Below are 18,628 nucleotides of genomic sequence, written 5' to 3'. Positions count from 1 at the left end.
CGAATTTGACGAACTGAGGGCGGGGGCCTCGAAAAAACGGGGCGAGCGGCCCGATATCGTCTTGCGTGCCGCAAGCGTGCGGCGATAGCGAGTCGCGCAGCAGGTTTTTCGGGGTTCCCTTTCGGTGTGCCCTTACTGGCGCAGGTTGCGGCCGATGATGGTGTCGGCTGCGGTGGCGGCCTGTTGCAGCGGTTGCGACAGGGCGGCGGTCCGGTACACGGGCTGGCGCGGCATGGCCGTGCCCAGCACCGGGCCGTCGGTGTGGCTGATGTCCACCTTGACCGTGGTCGAGAGGCCGATGCGCAGCGGGTGGGCGCGCAGTTCGGCGGCGTCCAGCGCAATGCGCACCGGCAGCCGCTGCACGACCTTGATCCAGTTGCCGCTGGCGTTTTGCGCCGGCAGCAGCGAGAACGCGCTGCCGGTGCCGGCCGACAGTCCCGTCACCGTGCCGTGGAATGCCACCTTGTCGCCATACATGTCCGCTTCCACCGTGGCCGGCTGGCCGACGCGGAGATTGCGCAGCTGCGATTCCTTGAAATTGGCGTCCACCCACAGCTGGTCCAGCGGCACGATGGACAGCAGCGCCATGCCCGGCGTGGCGCGCGCGCCCACCTGCACCGCGCGCTTGGCAACGTAGCCCGACACCGGCGCGACGATGGTGTTGCGGCGCGCGGCCAGCCAGGCGGCCTGGTAGTCGGCCCTGGCGGCCAGCACGGCCGGATGGTGCGGCACATCGATGCCCGCCACCGCCGCCTGCGCCGCCTGTTGCTGCTGCTGCGCCACCGCGACTGCGGCGCGGGCGCTGGCGACGGCCTGGCGCGCATGGTCCACTTCCTCGCCCGAAATCGTGTGGTCGGCCGCCAGCGGCAGCCGCCGCGCCAGGTCGTCTTCGGCGCGCTGGAGTTCCAGCCGGCGCAGGGCGACGGTAGCGTCGTACTGGCCGACGTCCGCGTAGCGCTGGCGCTGCTGGCGCACGGCGGCGCCCAGCCTGGCGTCGGCCTGGGCCAGCGCGACGTCGGCGTCGGCTGCGTCCAGCTGCACCAGCGGCGCGCCGGCCTGCACCATCTGGGTTTCGTCGGCGCGGATCTCGGTGACATTGCCGGTCACCTGCGACGTCAGGTTGACCAGGTTGCCGCCGACGTAGGCATTGTCGGTTTCCTGTATCTTGGACAGCACGGTCTGGTAGTACACGGCGTAAGCGCCGCCGGCAGCGAGCAACAGCAGCGTGATGCCGGCCAGTACGGTGTTGCGCTTCCTGTTATTGCCCGGCTTATTGTCGGGCTTGGGGGCTGGTTTGGTGTCCGTTGTGGTGTCGTTGCTCATGGTAGTCTCGATCGTTAATGGGGAAGCCGAAAAACCGTAGCGCGTTGCGCAGCAGGTTTTTCGAGGTCCCCTTATTTCAGGGCGCTGGCCAGCGGCGCCTGCTCGTGGTAGCCGCCACCGAGGGCATGGGTGAGCGCAACTTCGGCCAGCCGCTGCACTTGTTGCAGATAGAGGTCGGCGTCGCGCTCGCGCAGCACGGCCTGCTTCGCGATCAGCACGCCGGCGTGGTCGGCCAGACCGCGTTCGTAGCGTTTCTGCACCGACGCCAGCTGCGCGCCGGTGGCGGCGCTGGCAGCCGCCTGTTCGACGATCTGCCGTTCGATGCCCTGCACCTGCACCGCATCCTGCGCCACCTCGCGCACGGCCGCCACCACGGTCTGGTTGTAGTCGGCGATGCGTTCGTTGCGCACCATGCGGGCGGCGTCGAGCTGGGCATCCAGGCGGCGGCTGTCGAAGATCGGCAGCGTCATCGTCGGCCCCAGGTACAGGGTACGGCTGGCCGCCTGCAGCAGGTTCTCAACCCTGATGGTGTCGAGACCGATCGAGCCGGTCAGGTTGATGTCCGGGTAGAACGCGGCCCTGGCGGCATCGATGCGGCTCAGCGACGATTCGATTTTCCAGCGCGCCGCCTGCAGGTCGGGACGGCGGGCCAGCAGCGCGATGCCGAGGCGGGCGGGCAGGGCGTGGGCGACCGGCGCGGCCTGCACCGGCTGCAGGTCGGCCAGCGCCGCGCTGTCGGCGCCGAGCAGCGCCCGCAGCGCTTCGCGCTCGACGCCGATGTCGGTGGACAGCTGCGCGGCTTGCTTGCGCAGCCGGGCCAGTTCGGCCTGCGACGCCTGGCCGGTGTCGGCATCGGCCAGCCCGCCGGCGACGCGGCGCGCGCGGTCCTGCGCCAGCGCGGTCTGCACCTCGGTCAGCTGCACCAGATTGTCGCGCCGGGCAAAGTCGCCCTGCAGGCGGAAGTAGCTTTGCGCCACGGCGGCCGCCAGCGCCTGTTCCGCCTGGGCATAGGCGGCACGGTCGACGTTGACCGCACCGACCGCAGCGGCGACCTGGGCGCGGTTCCTGCCCCACCAGTCGAAGTTGTAGCGCGCTTCCAGGCGCAGCGTCTCGGTGGTGAAATATGCGCCGCCTATCGGCGCCGGAAACAGCCCGGTGCCCGAGTAGCGCTGGCGGTTGGCGTTGGCATAGGCGCCGAGGTCGATGCCCATGTCGGCCATGCTGCGCGCCAGTTCGGACCGCGCGCTGCCGATGCGCGCGGCAGCCACTTCCAGCGTCGGACCGGCGCGCAGCGCCTGCTCGATCAGCGCGTTCAACTGGGCGTCGCCGTAGGCGGTCCACCAGCGCGCCTGGGGCCAGCCTTCGCGCGCCAGGTGGATGTCGGCCGCCAGCCCGGCGCTGGCCATGTCGCGCCTGGCCGGCACCTGCGATTCGGGCGGAATGGCGGCGCAGCCGGCCAGCAGCGCTGCCAGCGCGGTCGTGGCGGCCGCGATGGCCAGCCTGGGCAACAATGGTTTGATGGTGTGGTTCATGGTGTCGGTGTCAATCGTGGGCCGCGTGGACTGCCGGTGCGGCATGGCTGGCAGCGGGGCGTATCAGGAGCAGCAGGGGCAGCACGCACAGGGTCAGGATCAGCATCAGCCAGAAATCGTCGACGTACGCGATCATCGAGGCCTGGCGCGTGATCTCGCTGTTGAGCAGCGCGGCGCCCTGCGGCGCGGCCAGCGCCTCGACTGCGGCCGGGTTGGCGATGGTGATCTGCGCCGTCAGCGCCGCATGCATGGTTTGCGTATTGCGCACCAGCAGTGTCTGCACCAGTGCGATGCCGATCGAGCTGCCGATATTGCGCATCAGGCTGTAGATCGCCGTGCCTTCGGCGCGCATCTCCGGTGACAGCGTGGCAAAGGTGGCGGCCGACAGCGGCACGAACACCAGGCCCAGGCCCAGTCCCTGGATCACGCCGGGCCAGACGATGTCGCCCTGCGACAGCACCAGCGTGTAGCGCGTCATCTGCCACAGCGACAAGGCGGTGATGGCAAAGCCGGCGCCCAGCAGCAGGCGCAGGTCGATCCGTCCCACCAGTTTGCCCACCACCAGCATGGCCAGCATGGTGCCGATGCCGCTCGGCGCCGTCACCAGGCCGGCGATGGCGGCCGGGTAGCCCATCAGGCTTTGCAGCATGGTCGGAGTGAGCGCGCGCGTGGCGAACAGCACCAGGCCGACGATGAAGATGAACAGCAGGCCGCTGACGTAGTTGGCGTTTTTCAGCAGCCGGTAGTCGAAGAACGATTTGCCGGGCGGCTGCAGCGCCGTGTGCACGGCAAAATAGATGAACGCCAGCGCCAGCACGACCGCTTCGATCCAGGTTTCGGTGGCCGCGAACCAGTCGTTCTGTTCGCCGCGATCGAGCAGCATCTGCAAGGCGCCGATCGCCAGGCTCAGCGTGATGAAGCCGAAGGCGTCGAACGTCATCTTGCGCGGCGCGGTGGTGCGGCCGATATAGCGCCAGATACCGTAGAACGCCAGCGCGCCGATCGGCACGTTGATGAAGAACACCCAGCGCCAGTCGTAGGCGTCGGTCAGCCAGCCGCCCAGGGTGGGGCCCAGGATCGGGCCGATCATCACACCCATGCCCCACACGGCCATGGCCGAACCGTGCTTCTCGCGCGGGTTGATGTCGAGCAGCGTGGCCTGCGACAGCGGCACCAGCGCCGCGCCGAACACGCCCTGCAGCATGCGCGCGGCGACGATCTCGGTGAGGTTCATCGACAGCCCGCACAGCACCGAGGCCAGCGTGAAGCCGGCAACGGCGGTCAGAAAAATAGTCTTCTGGCCGAAGCGGTCGCACAGCCAGCCGGTAAGCGGGGTGGCGATCGCGGTGGCCACGATGAACGAGGTCAGTACCCAGGTGATCTGGTCCTGCGACGCCGACAGGCTGCCCTGCATATGGGGCAGGGCGACGTTGGCGATGGTGCCGTCGAGCGCCTGGATGATCGTGGCCAGCATGATCGACACCGTGATCATGGTGCGGTTGATGCCGCGGTCGGTGGCAGTATCGGCGCTCATGGGCCAGGCTCGATATCGCTTTGCAGCTGTTCGAGGAAGGCGGTGACGACGGCCAGCACCGCCGGGTCGGCCCGGGACAGCAGCTCGCCGCGCACCGCGTCGGCTTCCTGCTTCACGCTGCGGTACACCTGCATGCCGGATTCGGTCAGGCTGAGCAGCTTGACGCGGCGGTCGGTGGCCGACGGCGTGCGCACCATGTAACCGGCTTTGACCAGGCGGTCGATGGTGGCCACCATGGTGGGGTCTTCCACGCCGACGCGGGTGGCCAGCCGGGTTTGCGACGGTGGCGCCGGCTCCTTGGCGGTGATGGCAATCGCCATCCAGCTCGACTGGCTGATGCCGAGGTGGCGCAGGCGGCGGTCGAGGGCCAGCCGCCAGGCGCGGGCGCTGCCGTGGAGGGCGGCCGAAAAGCGCTCTTCGATCGTGGGCATGGTCGGGGAAATTGGTTAGAAGGTAAAAGGTTAGGGTGCGAACGATTATTCTAGCACGCTCATCAAGATGGTCGAGAGAAAGATTCGTCTAGTCTTGGTATCATGGCGGATGCGCGCAGCCGATGCGCGGCAGTTCATGACGGCGCAAGCCAAGAGGGAGAAGAGATTTGCATAGCAAAATTATTATCGTGGGCGGCGGCGCGGGCGGGCTGGAGCTGGCATGCAAACTCGGGCGCAAGATGCCGGGTGCGGTGATGCTGGTCGATAGCCGCCTGTACCATATCTGGAAACCGTCGCTGCACGAAGTGGCTGCCGGCACGCTCGACGTGCACCAGGAAGGCCTGTCGTACCAGATGCTGGCCCACGACAACGGCTTCACGTTTGCCTACGGCCCGATGCTGGCGCTCGACCATGCGCAGCGCACCATCACCATCGGCGCCATCACGGCCGGCGACGAGCACGACGAGGTCGTGCTGCCGGAGCGCCAGGTCGGTTTCGATTCGCTGGTGATCGCGGTCGGCAGCACGTCCAATTATTTCGGTGTGCCCGGCGCGGCCGAGCACACGATTTCCCTGAACGCCACCGAGGATGCCGAACGCTTCCGCCTGACCCTGCTGAAACTGCTGACGCTGGCGTCGCTGAAGAAGGAGCACAACGTGCAGGCCGGGGTGGACGTGGTGATCATCGGCGGCGGCGCCACCGGCGTCGAGCTGGCGGCCGAGCTGCGCGAAGCGAGCGGCGTGTACGCCACCTACGGCGCCGGCCAGCTGCAGGCCGAGCGCGATATCCGCATTACCCTGCTTGAGGGCGCGCCGCGCATCCTGGCGCCGCTGCCGGACAAGGTGTCGCTCGCGGCGCTCGACCTGCTGCACCAGCGCTCGGTGACGGTGGTGACCAATACCCGCGTGACCGCGATCGCCGCCGACAGCGTGACCGCCGGCGACGTCGTCTATCCGGCCCAGCTGGTGGTGTGGGCGGCCGGCATCAAGGCGCCCGATTTCCTCCAGCAGCTGGGGCTGCCCACCGTGCGCTCGGGCGCGCTGGACGTGGACCAGCATCTGCAGGTCAAAGGGTTTGCCGGGATTTACGCGCTCGGCGACTGCGCCGCCTGCATCGGACCGGACGGCAAGGCCGTGCCGCCGCGCGCCCAGGCTGCGCACCAGCAGGCCGACTACCTGCTCGAAACCTTCCTGCGCCAGCGCGACAACAAGCCGGCGCAGACCAAGCCCTATGAATACCGCGATTACGGTTCGCTGGTGTCGTTCGGCCGCACCACGTCGGTCGGTAGCCTGATGGGTTCGCTAAAGGGCCTGAGCTGGTTCGTCGATGGTTTCGTGGCGCGGCTGATGTACGTGAGCCTGCACCTGCTGCACCACAAGGCCGTGCTCGGCACTGTGCGCACCGGGGTGCTGGCGCTGGCCCGCTTCCTGATCAAGCGCAGCACCCCCTTAGTGAAGCTTCATTGAAACTTCATTGAAGCTTCATTAAGTGCTCAGGCCGCCTTGGGCGGCTTGGGCAGAATCATGGTCAGCGTGGCGCCGCCCTCGTGGCCGGGCGCCAGCGTCAGGGTGCCGCCGAGGTAGGCGGCGCGCTCGCGCGCCATGCGCAGGCCGAACTTGACGCCATCGGCGCTGCCGGCTGCGTCGGCTGCCTGCGCCTGCGGCCCGACGCCGTTGTCCTTCACCGTCATCATCACTTCATCTTCGTTGTCGTCCACGATCACGTCCACCTCGGTGGCGTTGGCGTGGGCGACGATGTTGCGCAGCGCTTCTTCGAGCGTGTGCAATAGCACGATGCCGTGGCTGCGCGGGCAATCGAGTTCGTCGTCGGGCAGGCTGCTGCGCGCCTGGATCTGGTGCTGGGCGCCGAACTGCTCGACCAGCTCGCCCAGCGCCACGCGCACGCCGAGGAATTCGAGCTTGTCGTTCCACAGCTTGATCTGCATCTGGCGGTTGGTTTCCACGATCTGGCCCAGCAGCTTTTTCATGTGGTTGGCGCGGTCCTGCAGCGCCTGGTCTTCAGGCAGCTTCTGCATCAGCAGGCCCAGGTGCATGGTAAGCGCGGTCAGCGACGAGCCCAGGCTGTCGTGCAGCTGGCGCGACAGCGAGCGCCGCTCGTTATCCCAGCAGGTGTGGACATGGCCGAGCAGTTCGCTGAGGTCGGCGCTGCGCCGGGCGTCGTGGGCATCCTGCTGCGGTGTTGGTGAGGCCGGTACGGACATAAGCATCTCTGTTTGTATGGAAAGACCTGGTGTAAGTTGTAAAGAAGGAGTCTCGCTGCCGATGATACCCGAGGTTGCCCGGAGGCGGCGCTCCGCAGGGAAATCACTTGCCCGCCTTCACGACTTTGCCGGTTCTCTCATGCAACTGGCGATGGACTCCATCAACTGCTCGATGCCCACCGGTTTCACCAGGTGGCGGTCGAAGCCGGCTGCCATCACGCGCGCCAGGTCCTCTGCCAGGCCATAGCCGGTGAGGGCGATCAGCTTGATGTGGCGGGTATCCGGATCGGCGCGCAGGCGCCGCGCCACTTCGTAACCATCGATGCCGGGCAGGCCGATATCGACCAGCGCCAGGTCGGGCCGGCGCGCGCGCACGGCATCCAGGCCGCGCAAGCCGTCCTCGGCTGCCGTCACCTGGTAGCCATAGCAGCTGAGCATCATCGACATCATTTCGCGGCCATCCTGGTTGTCCTCGATCAGCAGCAGGCTGGGCTTGTTTTCGCCGGCCGCAGGCGCCAGCGCCGCGGTCGCAGCCTGCTCGGCGATGCGCGGCAGGCGCAGGGTGAACAGGCTGCCGGCGCCGGGGCCCTTGCTGTCGGCCTCGATACTGCCGCCGTGCAGCTCGGCCAGGCGCCGCACCAGCGACAGGCCGATCCCCAGGCCGCCCTGCGAGCGGTCGAGCGTGCTCGCGCCCTGGACGAAGACCTCGAATACCTGCGGCAGCAGGCTGGCGCTGATGCCGACCCCGTTATCGCGCACGGTCAGCACCACGTCGTCGCGCTCGATCCGGGTGCACACCTCGATCCGTCCGCCGGCCGGCGTGTACTTGAGGGCGTTATCGATCAGGTTGCTGGTGATTTGTTCGAGCCGGGTGGCGTCGCCCTCGACCCAGCCGCTGGCCAGCTCCTGCACCACGTCGTAGTCGCGGCTGCGGCCCGTGGTGCGGAAGGTTTCCAGCGTGCCTGCCACCAGCGCAGCGAGGTCCACCGGTGCGCGCGCGAGCAGGATCTTGCCCGACATCGCGCGCGACAGGTCGAGCAGGTCGTCGACGATGCGCCCCAGGTGCTGGCTCTGGCGCTCGATGATCTGCCGGGCGCGCTGCACGCCCGCGCTGTCCACGCCGGGCAGGCCGATCAGTGCCGCCGCACTGCTGATGGCAGACAGCGGATTGCGCAGCTCGTGGCCGAGCATGGCCAGGAACTCGTCCTTGGCATGGTTCTCGCGCTCGGCGACCTGGCGCTCCTCGATCTCGCGCCGCAGGCGCTTGTTGAACGCGCTCAGTTCGGTGCTGCGCGCGCTCAGCTCGCGCGCCTGTTTCTTCAGTTCCTCGGTCTTCAGCGCCAGCGCCACGAAGACTGAAATCTTGGCGTACAGCACTTGGGGAATCACCGGCGTGAACAGGAAATCCACCGCGCCGTGCTGGTACGCTTTCAACCGGTCGAGTTCGTCCGCCAGGAAAGCCGTGATGAAGATGATGGGGATGTCTGCCGAGCGGGCCCGGGCGTGGATTGCTTCCGCGGTTTCGAAGCCGTCCATGCCGGGCATGTTGACGTCGAGCAGGATCACCGCGAAATCGTGCAGCAGCACCTGGCGCAGCGCCTCCGGCCCGGAGCGGGCGGACAGCACTTCGTAGGCATCCTGCTCGGCCCACAGGCCCAGCACGCTAGTCAACGCGAACAGGCTGTTCGCATCGTCGTTGACGACCAGGATCTTGGGTTTGTCGAGTGTGGGCACGGTGCGCGGGCGGCTGCGGGAGACCGGCCGATCATAGCAATTGCCTTATGCGATGTCAAAACACCGGCAGTTACACACCGCGAGCTACCATGGCTACCCTATGTTTGCTCGCGCACAGACCCGCGCGGGCAGTCCTGTCACAGTGACCGTGTATCCACCCATCCAAGGAACACATCATGAATATCGATACTGTCGTGGACAAAGAATATATAGGCATGAGCTTCCGCGCCCTGGCCGCGGCGCCGGTCAGCGCCCTGCGCGGCATCAGCGCCAAGGACGCCAAGGCACTGGCGCAAGCGTTCAATGTGCACTCGGTGCGCGACCTTGCCAACATGGAATTCGTCAAATGGGCCCAGGCCATCACCACCCTGGCCGATCTGGAGCAGGCCAGCCCGGCGGAACAGGCCAAGGAAACCCTGCTCGACGACGGCCTGGAAATGACGTTCCCGGCCAGCGACCCGGTCTCGGTCGATGCCGGCATCACGCGCATCGAGGTGCCGCCGGACATGGTCGAAGCCAAGCATGACCACCAGCACAGCGGCAAGGACAGCCACGGTGGCACTGGCGGCAACAATGGCAACGGCGGCAAATCCAAGGAAAAAGCTGCAGCGTAAGCGCCGACCCTGAGTGCTCTAACTGCGGAACAGGATCCGCCCCGGACGGGGCGGATTTTTTTTGGTCAGGCAGTCGAGGTGGACAGCATTGGCCGGGCCGGGGCCTGCGAGCGCAACGCTTGCGCGGTGCAGCTGCGGTTCTTGCCCGAGCGCTTCGCTTCGTAGAGCGCTGCATCGGCCACGGCAATGACTGCCGCGACCGCGTCGGCGTCGTCGGGGAAGATGCCGATGCCGATACTGGTGGACAATTGCAGCGTCTGACCATTGACGATATACGGCTGCGAGACGGAGTCGATCAGCTTGTTGGCGGGCTCCTGCGTATCGCTCACGTGCGAAATATTGCCCATCACGATGACGAACTCGTCGCCGCCGACGCGCGCCACCGTGTCTTCCTTGCGCGCGCAGCTGACCAGGCGCTGGGCCACCAGTTTCAGGATCTCGTCGCCAGCCGCGTGGCCATAGGTGTCGTTGATCGGCTTGAAGCCGTCGAGGTCGAGGTACATGACGGCCGCCTTGTTCTGCTGGCGCGTGGCGTGCTGGAGGACGGTAGCAATGCGGTCCTCGAGCAGGCGGCGGTTGGGCAGCCCGGTGAGCGGATCGTGCAGCGCCAGTTCCTGCTGCTGCTTGCTGTACTGCGCCAGTTCCTTGTAGAGCAGGCGCACTTCGAGCATGTTGTGGATGCGCTTGTGGACTTCGAGCAGGTCGAACGGCTTGCTGATGAAATCGCGCGCGCCGGCTTCGAGGGCGGCAATCTTGAAGCTGGGCTGGGCCGTGAGCGCCAGCACGGGCAGGTAACCGCCCTGTTCGATTTCTTTGAGTCCTTTCATGACCTGGAAGCCGTTCAGGCCGGGCATCTGCAAGTCGAGCAGGATCAGGTCGTAGCAGTGCTGGCGATGCATCGGGCATACCTGCTCTGGCAGCATGGTCGAGGAAACATTGGTGTAACCGGCTTCGCGCAGGATCTCCAACATCAGCTCGACATTGTCGGCACTGTCATCCACCACCAGTATCCTGGCGTGCAGAATATCGTCACGGCTCGGCATATTTTTTTCTCAATCTTCTCATCTAAGCGGCGGGGTCCCGGCCGCATATGTAATGCATACTAATTAGATAATATCGCAAACCGCTGTGCTGCGACGCACACATCTTTAAATAATTTCTACTGAGAAATAATTCTACGCGTTTCCAGCAAAATGCCAAGTGTAGCAAGCACACTCTTGATTGCTTGTAGGACATTGCCGCGTCTAAAAGTAGGAGTCGCAAATGTTCTTTCTGGTAATAATACTTACGTATGTTTATTGCATGATAGCGCGGATCAGGGGAGGAAGTGCGAATCATTTCGGTGCAGCAAGCTCGCTTGCATGACCTTGCTGATCAGCTCACCGGGCTCGACCGGCTTGGCGATATGTGCCGCAAAACCACTGTCCAGCGCTTTCTGGCGGTCTTCGTCGCGGGCAAATGCGGTCAGGGCGATGGCCGGCACGCTGCCGCCGCCCGCCGGCCCCAGCGCCCGCACCCGTTCGAGCAAGCCGTAGCCATCGATGTCGGGCATGCCGAGGTCGGTCATCAGCACCGTGGGTCGCACGTGGGCCAGCATGGTCAATGCTTCGGTCGCATTCGCTGCCGTCAGTACTTCGGCACGGCAGTCGTGCAAGATCCTGCGGATGAGCTCGCGGGAATCGTTGTCGTCATCGACCACCATCACCCTGAAACCGGACAGATCATGCGGCGCAGCACAGCCGGACGCTGGCGTGGCCGACTGTTTGCCGACACGGCGCGGCAGCCGCACCGTGAAACAGGCGCCATGGCCGGGGCCGTCGCTGTGGGCGGCGATGGTGCCCCCATGCTGCTCCACCAGGTGCTTGGCGATCGCCAGGCCCAGGCCCAGGCCGCCATGTTTGCGGGTGGTGGTGGCGTCGGCCTGGCGGAAACGCTCGAACACGTGGCCGATGAAGTCGGCCGTGATGCCGGCGCCCGTGTCGCGCACTTCGATGGCGACCTGGTCGCCCTCGCGGCGCACGCCGACCGTCACCGTGCCGCCGGCCGGCGTAAACTTGATTGCATTGCTGAGCAGGTTCCAGATGATCTGCTGCAGGCGGCTGGCGTCGCCCGACACCATGCCGGCTGCCCCGTCGAATTCGGTAGCAATGGTGACCTGCCGCGCCTCGGCTGCCGGCTGCACGGTGTCGATGGCCGCAGCGGCAATGGCCGACGCCGACAGTGGCAGCATTTCCAGGCGCACCTTGCCGGAAGCAATGCTGCTCATGTCGAGCAGGTCTTCGATCAGCTGCGCCTGGGCGCGTGCATTGCGCTCGATGGTTTGCAGGCCGCGGTGCAGATCGGCCTCGTCGCGGGTGCCGCGCCGCAAGACTTGCGACCAGCCGAGGATGGCGGTGAGCGGCGTGCGCAGCTCGTGCGACAGCGTGGCCAGGAATTCGTCCTTCATCTGGCTGTTGCGCTCGGCTTCGGCACGGGCTTCGCGTTCGCTGTCGAGCAATTGCTTGCGTTCTTCCGCTGCCTGCTGGGTGGCTTCGTACAGGCGCGCGTTGTCGATCGCAATGGCGGCCTGGGCGGCAATGCCGCTGATGATGCGCTCGGTGCGTTCGCTGAACATGGCGCGCTCGGGATGGCCGAAGAACAGGCAGCCGATGACGGCCCCCGAACTGAGCGCCACCGGCACCGCCAGGTAGCTGCGCACCAGCGGCGTGCCGGGCGGCAGGCCCGTGTTCGGGCTGGCCTGTACGCCGTCGGCGTCCAGCGGCAGGTCGATGCTGCGGAGGGCGACCTGGCTGCGCGCGCTGCCAGCGTGGCCGTCGTGGCCGAGCAGGGCGGCCGCGCGCGGCGCACAAAAGCTGGCGAAGCTGTCGCGCGCGCCGTCCGACAGCGTGTGGCGCAGGACGGTGCTGCCGCTGTCGTCGGCCGCCTGGTAAAAGAAGGCGCCGTAGCGGGCGCCGCTGATGCTGGTGGCGGCATCGGTCAGTTCCTGCAGCAGCGGGTGCAGGTCGCGGCGCGAGGCCAGCGCGGTACCGGTACGATTGACCAGTTCCAGCGCAGCAGTTTCGTCGCGCAATGCTTCCTGGGCGCGCTTGACCTGGTCGACATCGGTGCTTGTGCCGAACCAGCGCACCAGCTTGCCGCTGGCGTCGCGGACGGCGTTGGCGCGCACCAGGAACCAGCGGAACTCGCCGCTGGCGCTGCGGATCGGTATTTCAAGCTCGAAGGCGCGGCCGCTGGTGCGGCACTCCTCCCACATTTTCTCGAGCGCGGCCACGCAATCGGGCGCATAGGCGCTGCGCCAGCCGTCCCCGAGCATGTCTTGCGGCGTGGCGCCTGTGTAATCGTACCAGCGCTGGTTGTACCAGATCACGGCGCCATCCTGCTCGGCGATCCAGGCAAGTTGCGGCATGGAATCGGCGAGCGCGCGCAGCTCGTGCTGGCTCTGGCGCAAGGACGCGCGCACCAGGCGCAGTTCGTCAAGTGCGCGTTGGGGGTCGTTGAGCGCGGCGTCTTCCGCCGGACTGGCGGGGTGGGCGCTCACTGGCTCGTGAGGAGAAATCATCGGCGGCAGCCGGCTCGTCGCCCTGCGTACCGGTGGCGGAGCAGGGGCGCGAAGCTGGCATCGAACAGTTAGCGGTTTGACCATTCTAGCGCGGCCTGCCACGCTGCCGCCGCACTGTTGAAACTGGAGCAGGAATCAGACGGCCTTGGCTTGCACCTTGCGCGAAATCTGCACCAGCGCGTCCTGCAGCACATCGAGATCGTAAGGCTTTTGCAGCGCGCGCGCGGAGAACTCGAGGTGGCGGGTCAGTTCGTCGCCGTAGCCGGACGCAAACAGCACTTCCAGCGCCGGCTGCTCGCGGCGCGCCTGGCGGGCCAGGTCCACGCCCGACATGCCGGGCAGACTGACATCGGTAAACAGCACGTCGAACTGGTGGTTCGTCAATTGCGGCAGCGCTTCCTCGGCGCTGGCGGCCGCTTCGACCTCGTGGCCCAGGGCGCGCAGGGTTTCGCACACCAGATAGCGGGCGTCGGCGTTGTCCTCCACCACCAGCAGGTTGAGCGCGCGCGTCGCGTGCCCGGCCGACCGCGCCTGGGCCTGGGCCGGACAGGCCGTGCACAGCACGCCGCGCACGACCTGGTCGTCGTCGCGTACCGGCGTGTAATACAGGTCGAGCGGCTTTTGCACGCAGGCGTCGCCCTGCCAGACCGGCAGGTCTTGGCCGCGGTAACTGGCGCTGTGACCGGCGCGCGCGTGGGCCAGCACGTCCGGATGCCAGGTCCACACCGCCGGCGGCAGGGACGGCACGGTGGCGCCGGGCGCGCGCAGGCTCGGCGAACCCATCAGCTCGACATACGCGTCGTTATACACCATGATCTGCTGCTCGCCCCATTGCAAGACCATCGGCAGCGGGGAATTGAGCAGGATATCGATCGTCAGCCGCAGGCAGTTCGGCCAGGCGGCGCAATCGCCGAGTGCCGTGCGTGTCCAGTCCGGGGCGGGTGCAGCGATCGAAACGGGTGATGACATACGAGTTGACCTCTTCATAAGATGACGCATCGTACACGGTAAAAAAAAAGCCCGCTACGGGAGCGGGCTAAATCTATTTCCTTGGAGGAGAATAGAGGAGACAGCTCAATAATGCTGCAACGCGCAAACGAATGCAAATTTTTATTGATGATGAGTGCGATAAGTGGCGTGAATGGTATGCTTATTTGTCCATGTTGCAGCGCAAATCCACCATCGTCGTCGAGGAGAATAGATGGCTACCAACGTCAGGCACAGGGGCGTGAATATCAGGCAGCTCGAGGACGGCGAGCAATTACTGAAAGTATGCCGGGCCGGCGACATCGGCATCATCAAGGACGAGCAGGGCTGGTGGATCAAGTTCGTCGGTGAAAACGGCAGTGTCGATTGCTATGGTCAACCGTATCCTTCCTACAACGAAGCATTGTGGACTGCCAAGGCCGCTGCGGAATACGGCGTGTGACGTCGTTGCTTGTCGCCCATAAATGAATGGTGGACAAGCAGGACAAGCATCCCTATAATGCTGCTTCTTTCGAACGGCGTGCCGGGAGAAAGCGATGTGGCAGGGTAGAAGTAGATGGTTTGCAACGGGTTTGTTCGGTATTCCGTGTGCCGGATAAATAAATCGATGAATAAGTCGGACTTTGCAAAATAAAGTTTATACGATACACTGTTGCATGCGAAATTTTGGCGGCTGTAGCTCAGCTGGATAGAGTACTTGGCTACGAACCAAGGGGTCGTGGGTTCGATTCCTGCCAGCCGCACCAAAAATTCGTGTTTTACCAAACAAGAAGCTGTTAAACTCTTGTTTTTGCGCGGCTGTAGCTCAGCTGGATAGAGTACTTGGCTACGAACCAAGGGGTCGTGGGTTCGATTCCTGCCAGCCGCACCAAAGTTGTGTTGTACCCGTAGTGTTGTATGTGTAGTGTTAGCGGCTGTAGCTCAGCTGGATAGAGTACTTGGCTACGAACCAAGGGGTCGTGGGTTCGATTCCTGCCAGCCGCACCAACGTTGTGTTGTACCTGTAGTATTGTATGTGTAGTGTTAGCGGCTGTAGCTCAGCTGGATAGAGTACTTGGCTACGAACCAAGGGGTCGTGGGTTCGATTCCTGCCAGCCGCACCAGAATTCGTGATGATAAATATCGTGAGAAAAAGGGCCTGATGAGAGATCGTCAGGCCCTTTTTCTTTTTGCCGATCTTGATTTATTTTTGTTCCGAGTGGTCCGCGCGCTTCGCGCAGCGGCTCGCCAGGATGGACCGTGCCACCGGGTCGGACACCGCCCTGATCGCCTCCTGCGAGCAGTTGGCGGCGGATGCCGCCGGCACTTGCGGCGTCCGGCCCAGCTGGCGCCAGGCCCATGCCGACAGCAGCAGTGCTGCCACCACGGCCATCACCGTACCAGGCTGTATCTTCAAGCGGTCTCCTTGCAGTGCAGTTCAGATCTCATTGCCTCACGCTACCACATTCCGCGGCGCGCCCGCCACCCAGGCCTCGATGTTATCGATCAGCTGGTCCGCCAGCACCTGCATTGCCTGCGTACTGGCCCAGGCCGTGTGCGGCGTGAGCAGAAAGTTCGGCAGGCGCAGCGCCAGCAGCGGGTGGTCGGCCGGTGGCGGCTCCTGCGTCAGCACGTCGAAGCCGGCGCCGCCGATGGTGCCGGCGCGCAGGGCGTCGGCCAGCGCCTGTTCGTCCACCAGGCCGCCCCGTGCGGTGTTGATCAGCAGGGCGCTGCGCTGCATGCGCGCCAGTTCGGCCGGGCCGATCAGGTTGCGGGTCTGGTCGTTGAGCGGCAGGTGCAGGCTGACGATGTCCGACGTCTCCAGCAGCTCGTCCCAGGACACTTGCGTCACCCCGGCATCGACGACCGGCGAGCGGTTGTAGACCACCACCTCCATGCCGAATGCGCGCCCGATGGCGGCGACCGATTTGCCCAGCGCGCCGTAGCCGGCCAGCCCCAGGCGGCTGCCGGCCAGGTCGCGGACCGGATGGCCAAACAGGCAGAACTGCTCGGCGCGCTGCCACAGGCCGGCCTCGATGTCGGCGCGGTAGGCCAGCAGCTGGCGGCGCAGCGCCAGTATCAGCGCAAACGTGTGCTCGGGCAGCGTGTGGACCGCGTAGTTGCGGATATTGGATACCGTGATGCCGCGCGCGCGGCACGCGGCCAGGTCGATGATGTCGGTGCCGGTGGCCGACACCGCGATCATCTGCAGGTCGGGCAACCGGTCCAGCGTGGCAGCGCGCAGCGGCACCTTGTTGGTGATGGCGATGGTGGCGCGGGCGTCGCGCAGGCGCGCCAGTGCCTGGTCGGCGCGGGTGGCGCGGTACTCGGTCCAGTCATGGGCAAAGGCGGGCGGGCGCAGGTTGGCGACGATGCTGTCGCGGTCGAGAAACACGATGCGGTGCTGGGGGATGGTCATACGGCAAACTCCATGTTGGCGGGGGCGGCGCGTGGCGCCGGCGGCGGCGCTTTCGGCAATCGCATGCCCGGGTGGTTGGCAAACAGCTCGGCGATCCATTCGACGAACACCCGCACCTTGGCCGACAGGTGGCGGTTCTGCGGGTACACCACGTGCACCGGCAGCGGGTCGCTGATCCAGTCGTCGAGGATGGTGACCAGGCGGCCATCGGCCAGCATCGGCTCGATGACGAACCGCGGCGTCTGGATGATGCCCAGCCCGGCCACGCCGGCGGCGATATAGGCATTGGTGTCGTTGACCGCGATCAGGCCGGGCAGGGCGACCTGCAGCCGTTCGCCGTCGCGGTTGAAATCCCAGTCGAGGATCTTGCCGCTGCGCGCCGAAAAATAATTGACGCAGCGGTGCTGCAGCAGGTCCTGCGGGTGGGTCGGCGTGCCCTGGCGTTCCAGGTACGACGGGGCCGCGCAGCTGATAAAGTTGAGCATGCCCACACGGCGCGCGATCAGGTTGGAATCGACCAGCTGGCCGCCGCGCACGGCGCAATCGACGCCTTCCTCGATCAGGTCCACGCTGCGGTCGCTGCATCCCATCTCGAGCTGGATGTCGGGATAACGCGCGAAAAAATCGGGCATGGCGGGGATCAGCACATCGTGCGCCAGGCCGGTCGGCACGTCCACGCGCAGCCGGCCGCTCGGGCTCAGGCGCGTGCGCGACAGCGACTCCTCGGCGTCGCGCACATCGGACAGGATGCGCAGGCAGCGCTCGTAATAGGCGGCGCCGTCGGCCGTCACGCTCACGTGGCGCGTGGTCCGGTGCAGCAGCTTGACCGACAAGGTGGTTTCCAGCGCGGCGATCAGCGTGGACACTGTCGCCTTGGGCAGTTGCAGGTTTTCTGCCGCGCGCGTGAAGCCGCCCGTGTCCACCACCTCCACAAACACTTCCATCGCTTGCAGTTTATTCATGTGTTCGCCTCATTGTTCGGGATTCTGAACAATCAATTCAGTTTTGCCGTCTTTATCGGATTGTAGATCATGTTTAAGATTGCTGTACTGCACAAAGAAAAAGCTTGATTCGGGCGGCAGGCTACAGTCGAGAGAAGGAGCCATCATGAAAAATCGGGACGGAATTGTTGCCACGCTGGCCGTTGCGCTGACCACGGTCGCGCTGGCGGGCGTCATCTCCACCGATGCCTACCTGCAGACGGCCAAGGCCGAAGTGCAAGGCGTGCGTGCCCTGACCGATGTGGCCAGCGGGCAGGGACAGGTCGCTGCAGCAGCCGGCAATGCGCTGATGGCAGCCGATACCATGACGGTGACCCGATGAGCGGCATCACCGCGCAGCCAGCCGAGCCGGCGCTGCCCGCGCTGTCCGACCGCATCAAGGTGCGGGCGCTGGCAGTCGGTGGCGCCGAAGGCCCGCTCGACGCGCGCCTGTACACCAGCGGCGCCGCAGGCAAGCGCGATGTCCTGCTGGTGTTCTTCCATGCCGGCGGCTTCGTCGGCGGCGACCTCGATGGCGCCGATATCTTCCTGCGCCACCTGGCCGATGACAACCCGCAGGTCGCGGTACTGGCCTCGCGCTACACGCTGGCCACGGAGCGCTCGTTCCCGGCGGCAGTCGAAGACGCCCACGCCGTGCTCAACTGGGTCAAGAAGAACAAGGCCAAAACCGCGTGGACCGGCAGGCGCCTGCTGGTGGCCGGCATCGAAGCGGGCGCCAACCTGGCGGCCGTGTGCGCGCTGATGTCGCGCGACCGCGGCGGTCCGGCGCTGGCGGGCCAGATCCTGGTCATGCCCATGCTCGACCCCGGCCTGACCACCTGTTCGATGCGCGAAATGCAGCAGGCCCCGGAACTGCTGGAAGTGGCCGACGCCTGCGCTGCCGCCTACGCCGGTTACCTGCCCAATTGCGCCGACCGCACCCATCCGTACGCATCGCCGCTGCAATCGAGCCGCCTGAAGAACCTGGCCCCCGCACTGATCCTGTCCGCCGACGACGATCCGCTGCGCGACGAGGCCGAACAATATGGCGCCAAGCTCATTGCCAACGGCGTCAAGACGTCCGTGATCCGCATGGCCCCCGCGCTGCAGTCCGAGGCGGGAGAGCGCAACGAGTGCGCCTGCAAGCGCAGTGCACTTGCCGAGATCGCCACATTCATCGCCGGCCTCGACCGGCCCGGTTCGGAGTTGTAACACCCACGTCCCCACCGGCTTGCCGGCGGGGCGCCCCTATTCGCTGTCTCTCGCTGTCCTGTTTTTCGTGCATCGCCCGGCTTTTCGGCAGGCATTGCTGTAA

17 protein-coding genes and 4 tRNA genes are annotated in these 18,628 nt (G+C 65.8%); 9 read left to right on the top strand and 12 right to left on the bottom strand.

The features are described from left to right. Window positions 1-132: 132 nt before the first annotated feature. The 4 genes from ASF61_RS12805 to ASF61_RS12790 all read right to left on the bottom strand — a co-directional run bounded on the left by ASF61_RS12805 (window position 133) and on the right by ASF61_RS12790 (window position 4,820). The gene (locus tag ASF61_RS12805) at window positions 133-1,323 is read right to left on the bottom strand and encodes an efflux RND transporter periplasmic adaptor subunit (RefSeq protein ID WP_056156369.1); all 1,191 of its coding nucleotides are present in this window, start codon (window positions 1,321-1,323) and stop codon (window positions 133-135) included. A 71-nt stretch (window positions 1,324-1,394) separates the two neighbouring features. Further along, on the bottom strand, window positions 1,395-2,855 hold the full coding sequence (locus ASF61_RS12800; RefSeq protein ID WP_056156605.1) for an efflux transporter outer membrane subunit: 1,461 nt from the start codon (window positions 2,853-2,855) through the stop codon (window positions 1,395-1,397). A gap of 10 nt (window positions 2,856-2,865) precedes the next feature. Then, window positions 2,866-4,389, bottom strand: a complete 1,524-nt coding sequence (locus ASF61_RS12795) for a DHA2 family efflux MFS transporter permease subunit (protein WP_056156367.1) — start codon at window positions 4,387-4,389, stop codon at window positions 2,866-2,868. Beyond that, complete coding sequence (locus ASF61_RS12790; protein ID WP_056156365.1) at window positions 4,386-4,820, bottom strand: MarR family winged helix-turn-helix transcriptional regulator; 435 nt, start codon at window positions 4,818-4,820, stop codon at window positions 4,386-4,388. Before ASF61_RS12790 ends, ASF61_RS12795 begins: the two co-directional genes overlap by 4 nt. Window positions 4,821-4,987: 167 nt before the next feature. On the opposite strand from ASF61_RS12790, the gene ASF61_RS12785 reads away from it, so the two are divergent. Then, window positions 4,988-6,286, top strand: coding sequence for an NAD(P)/FAD-dependent oxidoreductase (locus ASF61_RS12785; RefSeq protein WP_056156362.1), 1,299 nt, complete (start codon window positions 4,988-4,990; stop codon window positions 6,284-6,286). A 26-nt stretch (window positions 6,287-6,312) separates the two neighbouring features. Here ASF61_RS12785 and ASF61_RS12780 read toward each other — a convergent pair whose 3' ends face one another. Together ASF61_RS12780 and ASF61_RS12775 are read right to left on the bottom strand one after the other, a co-directional pair. Then, the gene (locus tag ASF61_RS12780; protein WP_373994544.1) at window positions 6,313-7,041 is read right to left on the bottom strand and encodes a sensor histidine kinase; all 729 of its coding nucleotides are present in this window, start codon (window positions 7,039-7,041) and stop codon (window positions 6,313-6,315) included. Window positions 7,042-7,158: 117 nt separating this feature from the next. Beyond that, window positions 7,159-8,775 (bottom strand): response regulator, encoded by a 1,617-nt coding sequence (locus ASF61_RS12775; RefSeq protein ID WP_056156358.1) that lies wholly within the window; start codon window positions 8,773-8,775, stop codon window positions 7,159-7,161. A 176-nt stretch (window positions 8,776-8,951) separates the two neighbouring features. Between ASF61_RS12775 and ASF61_RS23760 the strand changes: the two genes are divergently transcribed. Then, window positions 8,952-9,389 (top strand): hypothetical protein, encoded by a 438-nt coding sequence (locus ASF61_RS23760; RefSeq protein WP_229205829.1) that lies wholly within the window; start codon window positions 8,952-8,954, stop codon window positions 9,387-9,389. A gap of 65 nt (window positions 9,390-9,454) precedes the next feature. Here the strand turns inward: ASF61_RS23760 and ASF61_RS12765 are convergent, their stop codons facing one another. The 3 genes from ASF61_RS12765 to ASF61_RS12755 all read right to left on the bottom strand — a co-directional run bounded on the left by ASF61_RS12765 (window position 9,455) and on the right by ASF61_RS12755 (window position 13,917). Continuing rightward, window positions 9,455-10,432, bottom strand: coding sequence for a diguanylate cyclase domain-containing protein (locus ASF61_RS12765; protein ID WP_056156355.1), 978 nt, complete (start codon window positions 10,430-10,432; stop codon window positions 9,455-9,457). A 272-nt stretch (window positions 10,433-10,704) separates the two neighbouring features. Further along, entirely contained in the window at window positions 10,705-12,927 is a 2,223-nt protein-coding gene (locus ASF61_RS12760) for an ATP-binding protein (RefSeq protein ID WP_229205828.1), read from the bottom strand. A gap of 156 nt (window positions 12,928-13,083) precedes the next feature. Continuing rightward, window positions 13,084-13,917, bottom strand: a complete 834-nt coding sequence (locus tag ASF61_RS12755; RefSeq protein WP_056156351.1) for a response regulator — start codon at window positions 13,915-13,917, stop codon at window positions 13,084-13,086. A 232-nt stretch (window positions 13,918-14,149) separates the two neighbouring features. Between ASF61_RS12755 and ASF61_RS12750 the strand changes: the two genes are divergently transcribed. From ASF61_RS12750 to ASF61_RS12730, 5 genes are all read left to right on the top strand, one after another. Next, a complete protein-coding gene (locus ASF61_RS12750) occupies window positions 14,150-14,377 on the top strand; it encodes a hypothetical protein (RefSeq protein ID WP_056156349.1) in 228 nt (75 codons plus the stop codon). 227 nt (window positions 14,378-14,604) lie between these two features. Continuing rightward, window positions 14,605-14,681: transfer RNA gene (locus ASF61_RS12745), tRNA-Arg, on the top strand. A 48-nt stretch (window positions 14,682-14,729) separates the two neighbouring features. Next, window positions 14,730-14,806: transfer RNA gene (locus ASF61_RS12740), tRNA-Arg, on the top strand. A 39-nt stretch (window positions 14,807-14,845) separates the two neighbouring features. Next, window positions 14,846-14,922: transfer RNA gene (locus tag ASF61_RS12735), tRNA-Arg, on the top strand. Between the two features lie 39 nt (window positions 14,923-14,961). Beyond that, window positions 14,962-15,038, top strand: a tRNA-Arg gene (locus ASF61_RS12730). Between the two features lie 80 nt (window positions 15,039-15,118). On the opposite strand, the gene trbK is transcribed toward ASF61_RS12730, so the two are convergent. From trbK to ASF61_RS12715, 3 genes are read right to left on the bottom strand one after another with little or no spacing between them, the layout of a single operon-like run. Beyond that, entirely contained in the window at window positions 15,119-15,331 is a 213-nt protein-coding gene (gene trbK / locus ASF61_RS12725) for an entry exclusion lipoprotein TrbK (protein WP_156369583.1), read from the bottom strand. A 36-nt stretch (window positions 15,332-15,367) separates the two neighbouring features. Beyond that, window positions 15,368-16,333, bottom strand: coding sequence for a D-2-hydroxyacid dehydrogenase (locus tag ASF61_RS12720; RefSeq protein ID WP_056156345.1), 966 nt, complete (start codon window positions 16,331-16,333; stop codon window positions 15,368-15,370). Then, window positions 16,330-17,295, bottom strand: coding sequence for a LysR family transcriptional regulator (locus ASF61_RS12715; protein ID WP_056156342.1), 966 nt, complete (start codon window positions 17,293-17,295; stop codon window positions 16,330-16,332). The genes ASF61_RS12720 and ASF61_RS12715 overlap by 4 nt, the downstream gene beginning before the upstream one ends. A 145-nt stretch (window positions 17,296-17,440) precedes the next feature. Between ASF61_RS12715 and ASF61_RS12710 the strand changes: the two genes are divergently transcribed. Both ASF61_RS12710 and ASF61_RS12705 read left to right on the top strand, forming a co-directional pair. Then, the gene (locus ASF61_RS12710; protein WP_056156339.1) at window positions 17,441-17,656 is read left to right on the top strand and encodes a hypothetical protein; all 216 of its coding nucleotides are present in this window, start codon (window positions 17,441-17,443) and stop codon (window positions 17,654-17,656) included. Then, complete coding sequence (locus tag ASF61_RS12705) at window positions 17,653-18,525, top strand: alpha/beta hydrolase (RefSeq protein WP_056156338.1); 873 nt, start codon at window positions 17,653-17,655, stop codon at window positions 18,523-18,525. The genes ASF61_RS12710 and ASF61_RS12705 overlap by 4 nt, the downstream gene beginning before the upstream one ends. Window positions 18,526-18,628: the final 103 nt, after the last annotated feature.

The sequence above is a fragment of the Duganella sp. Leaf126 genome, assembly GCF_001423125.1.
Lineage (GTDB): Bacteria > Pseudomonadota > Gammaproteobacteria > Burkholderiales > Burkholderiaceae_D > Rugamonas.
This window is presented reverse-complemented; position numbering and strand designations above follow the sequence as displayed.